16 protein-coding genes are annotated in these 14,944 nt (G+C 73.8%); 10 read left to right on the top strand and 6 right to left on the bottom strand.

Annotated features, from left to right (window positions below):
- Positions 1 to 9 precede the first annotated feature (9 nt).
- The 6 genes from ABC270_RS15875 (at position 10) to ABC270_RS15900 (ending at position 3,296) form a co-directional block, all read left to right on the top strand.
- Positions 10 to 585 carry a DUF6286 domain-containing protein gene (locus tag ABC270_RS15875; protein ID WP_412881691.1) on the top strand — a complete coding sequence of 192 codons (576 nt, stop codon included), beginning with the start codon at positions 10 to 12 and terminating at the stop codon, positions 583 to 585.
- Positions 582 to 1,145: an Asp23/Gls24 family envelope stress response protein gene (locus tag ABC270_RS15880; protein WP_412881692.1), complete on the top strand. Its 564-nt coding sequence runs from the start codon at positions 582 to 584 to the stop codon at positions 1,143 to 1,145. Before ABC270_RS15875 ends, ABC270_RS15880 begins: the two co-directional genes overlap by 4 nt.
- Positions 1,146 to 1,254: 109 nt before the next feature.
- The gene (locus ABC270_RS15885) at positions 1,255 to 1,425 is read left to right on the top strand and encodes a CsbD family protein (RefSeq protein WP_412881693.1); all 171 of its coding nucleotides are present in this window, start codon (positions 1,255 to 1,257) and stop codon (positions 1,423 to 1,425) included.
- A 70-nt stretch (positions 1,426 to 1,495) separates the two neighbouring features.
- Positions 1,496 to 2,650, top strand: coding sequence for an Asp23/Gls24 family envelope stress response protein (locus ABC270_RS15890; protein WP_412881694.1), 1,155 nt, complete (start codon positions 1,496 to 1,498; stop codon positions 2,648 to 2,650).
- Positions 2,647 to 3,066, top strand: coding sequence for an MFS transporter permease (locus tag ABC270_RS15895; RefSeq protein ID WP_412881695.1), 420 nt, complete (start codon positions 2,647 to 2,649; stop codon positions 3,064 to 3,066). The genes ABC270_RS15890 and ABC270_RS15895 overlap by 4 nt, the downstream gene beginning before the upstream one ends.
- A gap of 53 nt (positions 3,067 to 3,119) precedes the next feature.
- Positions 3,120 to 3,296, top strand: coding sequence for a hypothetical protein (locus tag ABC270_RS15900; protein WP_412881696.1), 177 nt, complete (start codon positions 3,120 to 3,122; stop codon positions 3,294 to 3,296).
- A gap of 236 nt (positions 3,297 to 3,532) precedes the next feature.
- Here ABC270_RS15900 and ABC270_RS15905 read toward each other — a convergent pair whose 3' ends face one another.
- Genes ABC270_RS15905 through rimK form a run of 4 tightly spaced genes read right to left on the bottom strand, consistent with a single transcriptional unit; the run spans position 3,533 to position 9,594 of the window.
- Entirely contained in the window at positions 3,533 to 4,501 is a 969-nt protein-coding gene (locus ABC270_RS15905) for an NAD-dependent epimerase/dehydratase family protein (protein WP_412881697.1), read from the bottom strand.
- Between the two features lie 40 nt (positions 4,502 to 4,541).
- A complete protein-coding gene (locus tag ABC270_RS15910; protein WP_412881698.1) occupies positions 4,542 to 7,265 on the bottom strand; it encodes an alpha/beta fold hydrolase in 2,724 nt (907 codons plus the stop codon).
- Positions 7,262 to 8,344 carry a 3-oxoacyl-ACP synthase III gene (locus ABC270_RS15915; protein ID WP_412881699.1) on the bottom strand — a complete coding sequence of 361 codons (1,083 nt, stop codon included), beginning with the start codon at positions 8,342 to 8,344 and terminating at the stop codon, positions 7,262 to 7,264. Before ABC270_RS15915 ends, ABC270_RS15910 begins: the two co-directional genes overlap by 4 nt.
- A 56-nt stretch (positions 8,345 to 8,400) precedes the next feature.
- Positions 8,401 to 9,594 carry a 30S ribosomal protein S6--L-glutamate ligase gene (rimK, locus tag ABC270_RS15920; RefSeq protein ID WP_412881700.1) on the bottom strand — a complete coding sequence of 398 codons (1,194 nt, stop codon included), beginning with the start codon at positions 9,592 to 9,594 and terminating at the stop codon, positions 8,401 to 8,403.
- Positions 9,595 to 9,666: 72 nt separating this feature from the next.
- On the opposite strand from rimK, the gene ABC270_RS15925 reads away from it, so the two are divergent.
- The 3 genes from ABC270_RS15925 to ABC270_RS15935 all read left to right on the top strand — a co-directional run bounded on the left by ABC270_RS15925 (position 9,667) and on the right by ABC270_RS15935 (position 11,957).
- Entirely contained in the window at positions 9,667 to 10,128 is a 462-nt protein-coding gene (locus ABC270_RS15925) for an ATP-dependent zinc protease family protein (RefSeq protein ID WP_412881701.1), read from the top strand.
- The gene (locus ABC270_RS15930) at positions 10,125 to 11,003 is read left to right on the top strand and encodes a serine hydrolase domain-containing protein (RefSeq protein ID WP_412881702.1); all 879 of its coding nucleotides are present in this window, start codon (positions 10,125 to 10,127) and stop codon (positions 11,001 to 11,003) included. The genes ABC270_RS15925 and ABC270_RS15930 overlap by 4 nt, the downstream gene beginning before the upstream one ends.
- Positions 11,004 to 11,285: 282 nt before the next feature.
- The gene (locus ABC270_RS15935; protein WP_412881703.1) at positions 11,286 to 11,957 is read left to right on the top strand and encodes a peroxiredoxin-like family protein; all 672 of its coding nucleotides are present in this window, start codon (positions 11,286 to 11,288) and stop codon (positions 11,955 to 11,957) included.
- 136 nt (positions 11,958 to 12,093) lie between these two features.
- Here the strand turns inward: ABC270_RS15935 and ABC270_RS15940 are convergent, their stop codons facing one another.
- On the bottom strand, positions 12,094 to 12,984 hold the full coding sequence (locus ABC270_RS15940) for an alpha/beta hydrolase (RefSeq protein ID WP_412881704.1): 891 nt from the start codon (positions 12,982 to 12,984) through the stop codon (positions 12,094 to 12,096).
- Between the two features lie 48 nt (positions 12,985 to 13,032).
- Positions 13,033 to 13,629, bottom strand: coding sequence for a TetR/AcrR family transcriptional regulator (locus ABC270_RS15945; RefSeq protein ID WP_412881705.1), 597 nt, complete (start codon positions 13,627 to 13,629; stop codon positions 13,033 to 13,035).
- 23 nt (positions 13,630 to 13,652) lie between these two features.
- On the opposite strand from ABC270_RS15945, the gene ABC270_RS15950 reads away from it, so the two are divergent.
- Positions 13,653 to 14,873: an MFS transporter gene (locus tag ABC270_RS15950; RefSeq protein ID WP_412881706.1), complete on the top strand. Its 1,221-nt coding sequence runs from the start codon at positions 13,653 to 13,655 to the stop codon at positions 14,871 to 14,873.
- Positions 14,874 to 14,944 lie beyond the last annotated feature (71 nt).

Consider the following 14,944-nt stretch of genomic DNA (forward strand, 5'->3'; position numbering starts at 1 on the left):
GAGGTCGCCATGAGCAACGCTTCCGTCGAACGACGCCTGCGCCGCCGGAGCGTGCACCCGTCCCGCTCCACCGCGGTGTCGGTCGCGCTCGTGGTGTTCGCCCTGGTGGCCGCGTGGGTCGGTACGGAGTCGGTCCTGAAGGCCGTGGGTGCGGGCCCGCTGCTGGCCGATCCGCAGACGGTCGTCGACGCGGCGCTCAAGCCCGATGCTGCGTTCACGACGATCGTGGAGGTCGTCGCGGTCGTGCTCGTGTTCCTCGGCATCGTCCTGATCGTCCTGGCCCTCAAGCCCGGACGGCAGCACCGATCCGCGGTCGAGCACGAGCGTGGCGCGGTGGTCATCGACACCCGCATCCTCGCGTCCACCGCGGCGAACGCGGCCGGACTCGCCGCAGGCGTCCCGGAGGACAACACGTCCGCGACCGCTCGCGGCAGGAGCACCGAGGTCCGGGTCGTCCCCGTCACCGGTGTCCCGGTCGACGAACAGCGCGTCCGCGACGCCGTCCGCGACCGGCTCGGTCGTCTGGACGATCGGTTCGGCAAGCACGTGAAGGTCCGTGTGGAGGAGAAGGGAACGCTGGCATGACCAAGAGCAACCGCACCCTGAACCGCATCATCCTGCTCGTGCTCGGCCTGGTCGCCGTCATCGTCGGCCTGACCATCGGCGCCGGTGTGCTGCCGCCGGTGCGTGACGCCCTCACGCCGTACGTGAGGTTCCCGTCGAGTGTCACCGTGCCGTCGGCGTCGTTGTGGATCATCGCCGCCGCGTGCGTCGTGCTGATCGTGCTGGCGTTGCTGTGGGTGTTCACCCGCGGCCGCGGCGGCACGTCCGTCGCCGTCCGCGAACGCAGTGGTGAGGACCAGGTCACGATCAACGTCGCGCTCGTGCGGGACGTGATCGACCACGAACTCGCCGGCGTCCGTGACGTCGTCGGCTCCAAGGTCGACACGTACCTGGTCAAGCACCAGCGCGCCGCCCGGATCCGGGTGAACGTGCGTCGCGGCGGCGACGCGGTGACCGTCCTCGACGCCGTCGACCACGCCATCGGCGTGCTGGACCGCACCCTGGGCCGGCAGGTCCCGGTCCTGGTCCACCTCACCGGCGGTACCCGCGCCGCCCTGGCCAAACCCACCCGCGTGCAGTAGACCGCACCACCCACCAGACCGCACCAGACCCCGGGAGACACACCGCGCCTCCCGGCCGCCCCACCAAGGAAGACCGGGCTGACGCCCGAACGAGCGAGAGGAGCCCGTCATGGGACTCGACGACAAGATCAAGAACGCTGCCCAGGACCTCGCCGGCAAGGCCAAGGAGGCCGTCGGCAAGGCGACCGACGACGACCAGAAGGTCGCCGAAGGCAAGAAGGACCAGGCCGCAGCCAGCGCCAAGAAGACCGGCGAAGACGTCAAGGACGTCTTCAAGTAACCCCGCACGGACCCGGACGCCGCCCGCCCACGGTGGGCGGCGTCCGTCGTCCCGGAGCAAGGAGGAAGTCATGCAGCACGACCCGAACGCCCGAACGCAGATCACCGAGGTCCCCCTGCCGGCAGAGCTCACCGAGCCGCTGCCCGAGGACGCCTCGCGCGTGACCGTGGCCGCCCGCACCGCCGCCGAGACCGCCCTCGGGGTGCACGGGGTCCACCACCTCGGCAACCTCCTGGCCCGCGCAGCAGACCGGGTGCGCTCCCAGTTCGGCCGCTCCGCCGGCACGACCGGGGTGCAGGTCGACGAGGAGGACGGTGCGCTCGACGTCGTCGTCTCGATCGTCGTCGAGTACCCGGAGCCCGTCATCGCCGTGGCGGACGAGGTGCGGCGGCAGGTCCGCGAGGCCGTGTCCCAGCTCGGTGACGGCGCTGTGACCGTCGACGTCCGCGTGCTCGACGTGCACGGACCGTTCGACGACGAACCCAGCGCGCTGGACCGTGCCGTCGAGTCCGGGAAGGACGCGGTGGACCGCGCGAAGGCCGCGGCCTCGGACGCCGCGGACGACATCAAGGAGAACGCCGCCGACGTGGCCGAGCGTGCGCGTGACGCCGCTGCCCGCGCGGTGGACCGTGCCGGCGACGCAGCCGACACGGCGCGCGCTGCGGTCGCGGACGCCACCGACCACGCTCGCGAGGTCGCCGCCGACACCGCCGACCGCGCCCGCGAGGTCGCATCCGACACCGCCGACCGCGCCCGCGAGGTCGCATCCGACAGCGCCGATGCGGCGCGCGGTACCGTCGACCGCGCTCGTGACGGGGTCGCCGACGCGGCTGACCGCGCCCGGGACGGCGCCGACCGCGCGCGTGACGCAGCCTCGGACGCCGTCGACCACGCGAAGGACGCGGCGGGGGCAGCGCGTGACGCTGCGGCCGACGCCGGTGCCGAGGTCGCGGACCGTGCCGCACGTGCCGCCGACGAGGCCGCGGACTCCGCCCGCGACGCCGGTACGCACGCGCAGGACGCCTCCGCCGACGCCGCGGTGGCGGACGACCGTGCGGACGCCGTCGGTGCGGCCGACCGCCACGAGGAAGCCGCCGAGTCCGGGGACGAGCAGGTCGCCGACGCGCTCGACGACGCCTCCGCCACACTGTCCCGTGCCGCCGACGCCCTCCGCGAGGACGCCGACACGCACCGCGACGCGACGAACGACGAGGACCGGCCGTGACCGCGCTCCGGGGCTTCGGACGCGATCGCCCGCGGGCACGTCGTCCGCGGCCCCGGGGCGTCTGGATCGCGTCGGGGATCGGGATCGTCCTGCTCCTCGCTATCGTCGCGGGGGCGTTCTTCCCGCTCGTCGGCTTCCTCGCCGGCGTGACCGCGACGACCGCTGGGCTGGTGCCGTTCCCGTTCGTGCGGGTGACGCTCGTCGCACTGCTCGGCCTGGTCGTCGTGCTCGCGCTCGTCGTCCTGGCCCTCACACGCCGGCACACCGTGACCTCGGTCGTCGCGGTCGTGTTCGCCGTGCTCGTCGCCCTCGCGGTGACGGCCTACCCGGTCGTCACGGTCGCGGTCTCGTCGGCTGATCGTGCCGGCGACGTCTGGCCGATCGTGACCGACCTCTGGCAGCGCTTCACGGGCTGAGGCCCGACGCACTGCAGCCGCGGCACCCGCCGCACCTCGAAGGGAGCACCACCATGCGGAACCGCATCATCGTCGTCGGACTCGTCGTCCTGCTCGGGTTCTGGCTCGGCGCTCGGGCGAACCGTCCCGTCGTGAAGGACTCGAAGGCCGAGGTCGCTCGTCGTGCCCTCGCGGACCGACGAAGCCGGAAGCGCCGGAAGGAACGCAAGCGCAAGCTCGGACTCGGCTGAGTCCCGCCCCACCGATCCCGTGCCGGGTCCGCGACCCGAACGCGGACCCGGCACGGTCACGTCCGACGTCGATCGGCCACGGCCGGCGTCCGGCTGGCCGCTGCGGGCCGAGACTCGGCCAGGCGGACGCCCTCGCGGAGGTCGTCGCACGAGAGTGTCCGCGGAGCCGAGACTCGGCGCCGAGACTCGGCGCCGCCGAACGCGACAGGCAGAGGGCCACTCCCCGGCGTGCCGGCTCAGCGCGCGGCGGCGAGCCGAGCCAGTCCCTCGTCGATCGACACCGAGGGGACCCAGCCGAGGTCACGACGCGTCCGACGCTGGTCGAACCAGTGTGCCGTCGAGAGCTGCTCCGCCAGGAACCGCGTCATCGGGGGCTCGTCCTGTCCGGGCCGCACCCGCCACACCGCCTCCACGACCGACCCGGCCGCCCGCGCGACCGACGCGGGCACGTGCCAGCGCGGAACCGGCACGCCGGACGCCGCGCAGATCCCCGCGATGAGCTCCCCCACGGGCCGCGGCTCACCGTTCGTCACGACGTACGCCGAACCGTGCACACCGTCGTCCGCGGCGTGCTCGAGTGCCGCGACCATGGCGGACGCGGCGTTGTCCACGTAGAGCGTGTCGATGAGCGCCGCACCGGAGTCGAGCAGCGGGAGCCGCCCCGCGCGTGCCCGTTCGACGATCCGTCCGACGAGCTGGGTGTCCCCCGGCCCCCACACCAGGTGCGGCCGGACCGCGACGACCGCGAACCCCGGCTCGTCCGCGGCCAGTGCGAGGAGCTCGGCAGCGGCCTTCGTGCGGGCGTACTCCCCGCGGGCACGCTCGGGCTCGGCCGGGCCCGCGCTCACCCCGGCGAGCGACCTGCCCGTGTGCGCCACCGACGGCGAGGACACGAAGACGACACGAACGGCACCCGCGGCCTTCGCGGCTCCGAGGAGCGCCCGGGTGCCGTCGACGTTCACGCGTCGGAAGTCTGCCGGGTCCCCCGCGAGAGAGACCTTCGCGGCGAGGTGCACGACGGCGTCGACGTCCGCGACGGCCCGTGCGAGGGTGTCCGGGTCGCTGACCGACCCGAGCACGTCGGTGACCCCCGCAACCCCGGACGGCCGGCGCTGGAACGTCCGGACCTCGTGCCCGGCGTCCCGCACCGCAGCGGCGGTCGCCCGTCCGAGGAAACCGCTCGCGCCGGTGACCAGGACCCTCACGAGCTGGCCCCCACCACGCGACCACGCGCGACGACGACGGTCACGGCCGGGCCGTCCGTCCACCGGCGAGCACGGACGTCGCCCACCGGCCGAGCCGCGTGCGGTCGACCTTCGAGTTGTGCCGGACGTCGGTCGGCAGGACGGGCACGACGAGCACCGCTGCGACGGGGACCCCGGCAGCGGCCCGCACCGCGGACGCGATGGACGGCGACGCGAGGCCGGGTCGACGCTGCGCGGGTTCGGTCTCGACGACGGCGACGACCTGCTGCGTGCCGACGGGACCGATGCCCGTCACGCCGGCCCGACGGACGCCGTCGACGCGCTCGATCCGCTGCTCGGGGCCGACCGGGGTGACCACGCCGTCGGGGGTCGTCACGACGTGCTGCAGCCGCCCCTCGACCCAGAGCCGGCCGGCCTCGTCGAGGTGCCCGACGTCGCCCGTCCGGTGCCCGCGCGGGTCCGCGACACCGAGCCGCGACGCCCGGTCGGTGCGCCAGAGCCGGTCGTAGTGGTCGCGGACGTGCGGGGCAGCGACCACGATCTCGCCGGTCACCCCCGGTGCGTCGGTCAGTGCGCCGGTCGCTGCGCCGTCATCGTCGAGCGGAGCGATCCGCACCGTGACGCCGGTCGCGGGCACGCCCACGCAGACGCCGTTGCCCGCGACTCCGGCAGCGTCCGCGCTCCCCGCCGCTCGCACGCCGTCGAGGTCCACGTCGGTCATGAGCAGCCCCTCGGTCATCCCGTAGGGCGTGTGCGCCGTCGCGTTCGGCATCAGCTCGGTCGCGGCGGCGAGCAGCGAGTCGGCCACCGGCGCTCCCGCGGAGAGGAACAGCTCGACACGGCGCAGTGCCGTCCGGTCGGCGTCCGTGAGCTGCGAGGCGGTCGCCACGACGTTCGCGATCGCGGCCGGCGACAGGAAGACCACCGTCGCGTCGGCCGCGGCGACCGCCCGCGCGACGGCGGTCGCCGTGAGCGTCCGGGGCGCGGTGACGTCCATGTCCGGTGCCACCGACCGGGCGCCGAGGGCCGGCCCGAGGAGCGCGAACGGGGCGAAGCCCGCGACGAGCCCCGTGCCGACACCGACGCCGTACTGCGTCGCGAGGGCGTCCCGGACGGCACTGAGCTGCCCGTGTGTGTACACGACGCCCTTCGCCGGCCCGGTCGACCCGGAGGTGAAGAGCACCGCCGCGGTCGCGTCCGACGACGGAGCGGCGGGCAGGGACCCGCCCGCGGCGAGGCGGTCGGCGCCGGCCCGTGCGACCTCGGCGAGCGTGTGCGACACCCCGAGGGCACGTCGTGCCACCGCCGGGAGCGCGAGCGTCGCGATGCGGCGGCCCGGCCACCCGAGCGCGCGCGACACCGCGAGGCCCGGCAGCGCACCGACGATCCAGTCCGGTCGCGCACCGCGAACGGCCCGCGTGAGTCCGCGGACCCCGAGTCCGGCGTCGGCGACCACCACGACGGCGCCGACGCGGACGCAGGCGTAGAGCACAGCGGTCAGGTCGGCTCCGGGGGTCACGAGCAGCGAGACCCGGTCGCCCGCGCGGACGCCGACGACGCCGAGCCCGGCGGCGATCTCGTCCACCCGGCGCGCGAGGAGGCGCCAGCTGACGGTGCGGACCCCGCCGGGTGCCGCCATCTCCACGAGTGCGGGTCCGGCGTCGTCGCGCAGCTCCTCGAGTGCGGCCCACAGCGGGCGGACCGCCTCCGTCGCAGCGTCGGGAGCGGCCGGGAGGCTCGGCTCGGCCGGGCTGGGCACGGTCCCTCCCGGCAGGCGGTCGCCCAACCAGTCGATCACGGTCCCGGCGACGTCGACGTCCTCCGGGAGCAGGTGGCCGGCCCCCTCGAACCGGTGCACGTCGGCGTGCGGCAGGCGGCGCGACAGGTCGTCGAGGTAGCGCTCGAGGAACACCGGGTCGCGCGGCCCCCACAGGAGCAACGCGGGGACGTCGAGCGCAGCGACCCCCGCGGCGATCCGGTCGAGCTCCGGCGCGGACACGTGATCGGCGTCGACGGGGATGTCGGCCACGAACCCGCCGATTCCCCCACGACGGGCAGCGCCGCGGTAGGGCGCGCGGAAGGCGTCGGCGACGGCGCGGTCGAGCTTCGGGTGCCCGATCGCGAGCGTGGTCTCGAGGAACGCGGGCGTCAGCACCGTCGCCCGACCGAGCACGCCCGGCCCGAGCGCGAGTCGGAGCGGTGCCGGGATCGGGGCGTCCGCGGGCTGGTGCACCGCGGTGTTGCACGTCGCGACACCGACGACGAGGTCGGGGTGGTCGACCGCCCAACCGAGCGACACCACGCCACCCCAGTCGTGGCCGAGCGTGACCACGGGGCCGGTCAGCCCGAGCTCGTCGGTCAGCGCCCCGAGGTCGGCCACGCGCTGCGCGAGCCCACGCGGGGTGCCCGTGCGCTCCGAGAACCCCATGTCGAGCTGGTCGACCGCGACGACCCGCCACGCGGGACCACCGGCGCGGGCGACGTCGAGCGTGCGCTGCGCGACCGAGCGCCACAGGTACGACCAGGTCGGGTTGCCGTGCACGCAGAGCAGGGTGCCCACCGGACGCGCGCCGAGCGCCTCGAGGGGACCCGCCGTGTCGAGGAGGTGCCAGGTGCGCTCGTGGCGATCCGTGCCTCCCGGCCCGCCGTCCGCACCACCCGGCACGGTGACCAGGCGTGACCAGGCCGGGTCGAGTCCGGGCAGGGGCGGCGGGAGCGTCGCCGGCGCGGTGGTCAGGGCGACGCGGGGGAGGCCGGACCTCACCAGTGCAGTTCCAGCATCGCGGTGTTGATGCCGGAGCCGACGCCGCCGAGGAACACCCGGTCGCCGGTCCGGATCGAGCCCTTCGCGACCTCGTCCGCGAGGGTGATCGGGATCGACGCGGGACCGACGTTGCCGAAGCGCTCGTACGTCGTCGGCACCTTCGACCGCGGCACGCCGATGGCGTTCACGAACGCGTTGGTGTGCACGTCGGAGACCTGGTGGAGGACGTAGCGGTCCATGTCGGACCAGTCGAAGTGCGCCTTGGCCTCGTTCCAGGCCTCGACCACGAGCTCCATGCCGCCCTTGAGCAGCATCTTCGCGTCGGTGAACATGCCGTCCGGGCTGCCGACGCACAGGTCGTACCACTGCGTCGCCGCACGGGTGACGCCACCGATGAGTCGGTGACCGGTCGGGTGCGCGTCCGTCCGGCCGAGCACGGCCGCCGCGGCACCGGACCCGAGGGTCAGGCTCGCGAACTCGCTCATGAAGTCCTTGCGGTTTCGACCACCCTGGTTGAGGCGGGCGATCGTGTTGAGCTGCACCTGGTCGGCGTCCTCGCCGTCCACGATGAGCGCGTACTGGATCTGCCCCGAGTCGATCATCCCGGCCGCGACGCTCATGGCGTTGACGAACCCGAGGCACGCGTTCGCGATGTCGAAGTTGATCGCCGACGACGGCAGCCCGAGGCCGTGGTGCAGCCGGACCGCGACGCTCGGTTCGAGGTGCGGACGCGTCACCGAGGTGTTGATGAGCAGGCCGATGTCGTGCGGCTGGACGCCGGCCTCGGCCATGGCACGACGGCCGGCGTCGATCGCGGCTTCGTGGAAGGTCTGCCCCTCGCCCCAGTTCCGACGCTCCTTGACCCCGGCGACGCGTTCGAGCAGCCCTTTCGGCAGGCGGAGGCGACGCAGGGCACCGCGGAGGCGCTCCTCGATGTCGGCGGAGGTGGTCACGCGGTCCGCGGTGGTCGTCGCGACCGACAGCAACGACACGTTGCGGTGCTTCGCGGTGGCGTTGCCGGGTCGCGCTGTCTCCGCTTCGGACGTCGGGTCGACGGGGCGGTCAGCGAGGATGGTCACCGGCTCATCATTCCTCACATGTGCTGGACGTGCGGTCCGGGTGCCCTCCACGGGCACTACGACTGCTCCGTGACCGCGTCCTTCGGCAGCTTCCGCACCTTGCTCCGACGCTTCCGGCGGTCCGGGATCATCGAGCGCATCTCCTCGAGCTTGCCGAAGCAGAGCAGCCGGTCGCTGGCCTGGAGCGTGACGCCGCTGCGGGGGTTCGGGATCACCGTGGCCCCTCGGTGGAGCGTCAGCACGGTGATGTCGCGGTCCCAGAGCCCCGACTCCTTGATGGTCTTCCCCACGAGGTCGGCGTTCGTGTGCACGAGCAGCTCGGCGACGCCGTACCCCGTCGAGACGCTGAGGCGCTGGCGGACGTCGATCTCGGGGAACGCGACCTGGTTGCCGATGAAGTCGATGATCGCGCCGGCCACGTCGAGTCCCGTGGCACGCTCGATGCCCTCCAGACCGGGCGACGAGTTGACCTCCATGACCAGCGGCCCGTCGTTGCCCTCGAGCATGTCGACGCCGGCGACCCGGAGCCCCATGATCTGCGCGGAACGGACCGCAGCCTCCTCGTACTCGAGTGTCAGCGTGACCTTCTCGACGGTGCCGCCACGGTGCACGTTCGAGCGGAACTCGTCGCCGGACGCGCTCCGGCGCATCGCGGCGACGACCCGGTCGCCGACGACGAGCGCGCGGATGTCCTTGCCGCGGCTCTCCGAGATGAAGGACTGGATGAGGACGTTCTGCTTCGTCGAGTGCAGGGTCTCGACGATCGACTCGGCGACCTTCGCCTCGGGCGCCAGGATCACCCCGATGCCCTGCGTGCCCTCGAGGAGCTTGATGACGACCGGGGCTCCGCCGACACGGTCGATCGCACCGCGCACGTCTGCCCGGCTGTTCACGAACGTCGTCGCCGGCATCCCGATGTGGTGCCGCGACAGGATCTGGTTCGCGCGGAGCTTGTCGCGCGAGTTCGTGATCCCCGTGGCCGTGTTCGGCGTGTACACGTCCATCTGCTCGAACTGTCGCACGACCGCGGTGCCGTAGTACGTGATCGAGTTCCCGATCCGGGGCAGCACCGCGTCGTAGTCGCTCAGGAGCTTGCCGCGGTACAGCAGGTCGGGTTCGTCGGCGGTCAGGTCGATCGCGAACCGGAGCGTGTTCAGCACCTTGACGTCGTGCCCGCGGTCGATCGCCGCGGCGCGGAGACGCTGGGTCGAGTACGCGTGCGGGGCGCGCGACAGGATGGCGAGTTTCATCGGTGGGTGCTCCGCTGGGTGTTCGGGGTATCGACGGCGACGCTCCATCCAAGCATGCGACAGGATGGGCACATGAGCCGCACCCCGACGATCGCAGGTTGGCGTGAGTGGGCTGCCCTGCCGGGGCTCGCGCTGCCGTGGATCAAGGTCAAGCTCGACACCGGCGCGCGGAGCTCGGCGCTGCACGCGTTCGACCTCGAGGAGCTCCCCGGCGACCGGGTCCGCTTCTCGGTGCACCCGTGGCAGGACACCGACGCCGACGCGGTCACCGTCGAGTGCGACATCCACGACCGCCGGACGATCCGCAGTTCCACGGGCCACACCCAGGAGCGCATCGTCATCCTCACCCCGATCACCCTGCATGAGCAGACGGTGGACGCCGAGGTCACGCTGAGCAACCGCGACCAGATGGGCTTCCGGATGCTCGTCGGTCGCGAGGCCCTCCGGCAGGGGTTCCTCGTCGACCCCGCGCGCTCGTTCCTCGGCGGCCGCGCGCCGAAGGCCGTCCGTCGCCAGAACCGCGGTCGAGCGTGAGCGCTGCACCGGCTGCCCTCGCCCGGTTCGTCGCAGCCGTCGACGAGGAGGGGCTCGGCGCGTACGGCGTGCACGTGCGCGTCGGGGACGACGAGGTCGCGCACCGGTGGCGGAGCGACGACCGCGAGAACGTGTACTCGGTGTCGAAGGGCGTCTGTGCGCTGGCGGTCGGCATCGCGGTCGACGAGGGCCTGCTCACCCTGGACACGCGGATCCCCGAGCTGCTGCCCGACCTGCCGCTCGGCGACGACGTCGATCGCGTCACGGTCCGCCAACTGCTCACCATGACGAGCGGCATCGACTTCACGTGGTTCGGCGACGAGCCGGTGCCGGGTGACGACCTCGCCGCGACGATGCTCGCCCTGCCCGCGACCGGGACGGGCGAGCGGTTCCGGTACACGGACTCGAGCCCCTACGTCGCGATGCGCATGCTCGCGGAGGTCGTCGGCGACGTCCGCGACTGGCTCCTCCCCCGGCTGTTCGACCCGCTGGGCATCGACAACCCGCAGTGGCACCGCTGCCCGCTCGGCTTCGTCGTGGGCGGGAGCGGTCTCGAGCTCCGCACCTCCGAGCTCGCCCGGGTGGGTCGGCTGCTCCGCGACCGGGGCGCCTTCGAGGGGCAGCAGCTGGTGTCGGCCGAGTGGGTGGACGCGATGCACACCGACTGGGTCGAAGTGTCGACGGACGGTCCGTTCCGGCGCTACGGCCTCGCGGTCTGGGACGGCCCGGGCGACGCATGGCGCCTCGACGGTCGGTACGGCCAGTACGTCGTCGTGGACCAGTCCCGCGACGCCGTGGTCACGGTGACGGCACACGAGGAGTCGAACGACCATCGGCTGGCCGAGCTCGCGGTGTCCTCCCTCCGGGCGATCTGACGGGTCGCCCGTGTCCGTCACGCGACCTGACGCGTCGTGCGCCGCTGCCGCACGACGGGACGCGTGGCACGACCATGTGTCCCGAACGGGCCGTGGCCGATCGGGGGCGCGCGGCCCGATGATCCTGCACCGGATCGGCCACGGACGCGGTCGCCGCGGCGACCCCGGCACCGGCGCCGGCTGCGTGACGCTGCGTGACGCGCCCCGCCCCACGGCGCACCCCTCGTGCCTACGCTCCATCCACCGGCGCAGCAGCCGGCACCCGACGCGAGGAGCCCGACCGTGACCGACCAGACCATCGCCCGCCAGGTGGAGACGTTCAACGAGGGCTTCACCGCCCAGATCGGCCCGGTGCTCTCCGCGGTGTTCGACGGCGAACAGCGGGACCTCCGCGACGCAGGCGTCCCCGAGGGCGTGGTCGCCGTGGGCGACACCGCCCCTGATGCACCGCTCGTCACCCCGACCGGCGACACCACCTCGTTCGCCGAGGCCCGTGACTCCGCCCCGACCGTCGTCGTCTTCTACCGGGGCGCGTGGTGCCCCTACTGCAACATCACGCTCCGCACGTACCAGCAGGAGCTCCTGCCGGCGCTGGAGGAGCGCGGCGTCCGACTGGTCGCGGTGTCGCCCCAGACCCCGGAGGCCGCCGAGCAGTCGATCGCGAACGGCGAACTCGCGTTCCCGGTGCTGACCGACCCCGAGAACGTCCTGGCCGGGCGGTTCGGGATCGTGACCGAGCCCAGCGCCGCGGCTCGCGGCGCCCACACGCAGCTCGGGTTCGACGTGGCGGACAGCAACGCGGACGCGACGGCAGCGATCCCGTTCCCGTCGGTCTTCCTGATCGACGCCGACGGCGTCGTCCGCTTCGCGGACGTGCACGTGGACTACACGACGCGCACCGAGGTGGCGACGGTCGTCGCTGCGGTCGACGACCTCCTGGTCGCGTCCCGCTGACGCGGACCGGCCAGGGCCCACGCCGCCGGTTCCGGAGCGACGCGCCAGCGGCGGTCCGGCCGTGCCGGTGGGGAGGGGCACGGGTCGGGCGAGGCGCGTGACGGGCGTGGGGCGGGCCTCCCGTCCGACACCGGCCTCAGGCGTGCAGGTGCCGCGCGAGGAACGCGATCTGCGCCGGGGCCATGCGCCGCCAGAAGGCGGCGTCGTGCGCGCCTGGCTCGAAGCCTCCCGACGGCTTCGTGGTGAAGCCCTCGACGTAGGTGCGGACGGCAGGTTCGAAGCCGTCCCCGGTGCCGACGTCGATCCGGACCGGGACACCGTCGAGTTCGCGCTGCCGACCGAGGACGGTGTTCGCGCGGAAGTCCTCGGCGTCGTCGAACGCTCCCCGGGCGGTGTCGCCGGCGCTGGTCCAGAGCGCGGGGCTGAGTGCAGCGACCGCCCGAACCTTCCCGGGACCGAGCAGTCCGCCGAAGCGCAGTGCGCCGTAGCCGCCCATCGAGTTGCCGGTGAACGCCAGGCGCCGGGTGTCGAACCCGCGCTGCTCGAGCATCGGCACGAACTCGTCGAGGACCATCGCGCCGGGGTCGTCCCCGTCCGCCCGTCGGTGCCAGTAGCGGTTGCCGCCGTCGATCCCGGCCACGGCGAAGGGCGCTCCGCCGTGGGCGAGGTGCTCCGCGAGGAACCGCTCGTACCCGAGCCCGTTGCCGAAGAAGGTCCGGTGCGACCCGCCGTAGCCGTGCAGGGCGACGGCGATCGGGAGCGGACCGGACGACTCCGGCGCTGCGATCGTCCAGCCGACGGTCCGGCCGCCGCGGGCCTTCGACACGAACGAGCCGGAGGTCGTCGGGACGGGCGTGACGTCCGGGATCCGGCCGGGCTGCCCGTCGAGCCCGAGCACGCGGTACATGGTCGAGCGGCCCGGCAGCAGACGGAGGTTCACGGCCTCCGCGACCGCTGCGGCCGCCAGGACGACACCTCCCCCGGCGATGAGGGCTCGGCGGGTGACTCGGGACGCGGTCGGGTGCACGTTCGGAGCGTAGCGACCGGCGGACTGGACGTGAGCGTCGTTCAGCCGTCAGTCGCGTGTGAGGTCGTGCAGGTGCTGCCCGCAGTGTGCCCGGACGACGGCGTCGGCGACGGCCCGCGCGGTCGCCGTGCCGGTCCGCCCGTCACGGAGCCGCATCGCGAGGGCGCCGGACACGACGAGCAACAGGTCCTCGGCGAGCGCGGGGGCATCGGACGCTCCGACGAGCGGCTCGGCGGCGGCGGTGAGGCGGTCTCGGAGGGTGTCGGTCTCGCGGGACAGCACGGCGCGGACCTCCTCGGGGGCGTCGGCCAGTTCGGCGGCGGTGCCGAGGAACGCACACCAGCGGGAGCCGGTCGGGGTCGAGCGGAACGCGTCGAGTGCGTCGAACACGGCGTCGAGCCGGGAACGGTCGTCCGGAGCTGCGGCGACGGCACGGTCCCACGTGGCGGTCCACTCGTCGTGGCGGCGGTCGAGGGCCGCGGCGACGAGGGCCTCCTTGCTGCCCCACTCGCGGTAGAGCGTGGCGGAGGAGACGCCGGCTCGGTCGAGGACGGCGTCGACCGGGGTGGCGGCGATGCCGTGCGTGAAGAACAGTTCCTCGGCGGCGTCGAGGAGCCTGCGCCGGGTTCCTGTGCGCATCGCCATGGGAGCAGCCTAGGCTCAGAGAAGTGAAACGATCGTTTTCGTTACGGACCGTCGCCTTCACCGTCTCCGGTACGGCGCTCATCGCGGTGACCTACGGCCTCGTCCGGTTGGCGTACGGCCTCTTCCTGCCGGACGTGCAGCGCGACCTCGACCTTGCTGCTGCGGCAGCCGGGTGGGTGTCGGCGGGCGCGTCCGGGTGCTACTGCATCGGCGCGCTCGCCGGGTTCCTGCTCGCCCGGGCGCACGCGCGGTCGCTCGTGGTCGCCGCTGCGCTGGCCGCGGCCACCGGTGCGCTCGGCATGGCGGCGAGCCCGGGCACTGGCGTCTTCGCGATCGCCGCGGTCGTGGGCTCCGCGAGCGCCGGGCTGGCCTCCCCCGCACTCGTGCGCCTCGTCGGGGAGCGGACGTCACGGGTCGACGACCACCGGGACGACGACCACCGGGCTGACGAGCACCGGGCCGCACGGCTGCAGGCCGCGGTCAACGCAGGCACCGGGCCGGGCCTGGTGGTCGCGGGTGTGCTCGCGCTCGTCCTCCTGCCGGACTGGCGGACAGCCTGGGCGTGGTCGGGCATCGCCGCGGTCGTCGTCGGCGCCGCAGTCCTGCTCACCGTCGGACGATCGGCGGGGCCCGCACCGGAGCAGCGGGTGACGCCGGACCGTGCCTGGTCGCGTGCACACGTCCGACCGGTGGTCGTCGCGCTCCTCTTCGGGACGGGCACCGCGAGCGTGTGGACCTTCGGCCGGTCGGTGCTGGTCGACGCGGGAGCGGGGACGACGGCCTCGGTGCTCCTGTGGGTGGCCGTGGGGCTCGGTGGGGCTGCGGTCACGGTGACGGCACGGTGGACCGCACCGCTCGGCGCCCTGACCGTCTGGCGTGTGACCGTGCTCGCCACCGCCGGCGCGGTCGTCGTGCTCGGGGCGTTCCCGGGCGCCGGGGTCCTGCCACTCGTGGCGGGGGCCGTCTTCGGGTGGGGGTACACGGCCGGGACCGGCGCACTCATCGCGTGGACGACCGAGATCGCACCCGAGCGCTCGGCAGCCGGCACCGCGGTGCTGTTCGTCGTGCTCGTGCTCGGTCAGGCGGTCGGAGCGGCGGGGCTCGGTGCCGTGCTCGGTGTCGGCGGTCCTGCGCTGACGTTCCTGTTCGCAGCGGTGGTCACCCTGCTCGCCGTCGCGGGGACCGTGCGACGTCGGGCCCCGGGCAGGGCAGACCTCGAACTGCCGCCTGTTCCCGGCGTGTGACGCGGCGGGCGCGTTCCCTGGGGCGCCCACGCTCCTCCCGGCGACGGGGTGCGGTTCGGTACCGTGGACGC

This window comes from Curtobacterium phoenicis (genome assembly GCF_047238015.1).
Taxonomy (GTDB): domain Bacteria; phylum Actinomycetota; class Actinomycetes; order Actinomycetales; family Microbacteriaceae; genus Curtobacterium.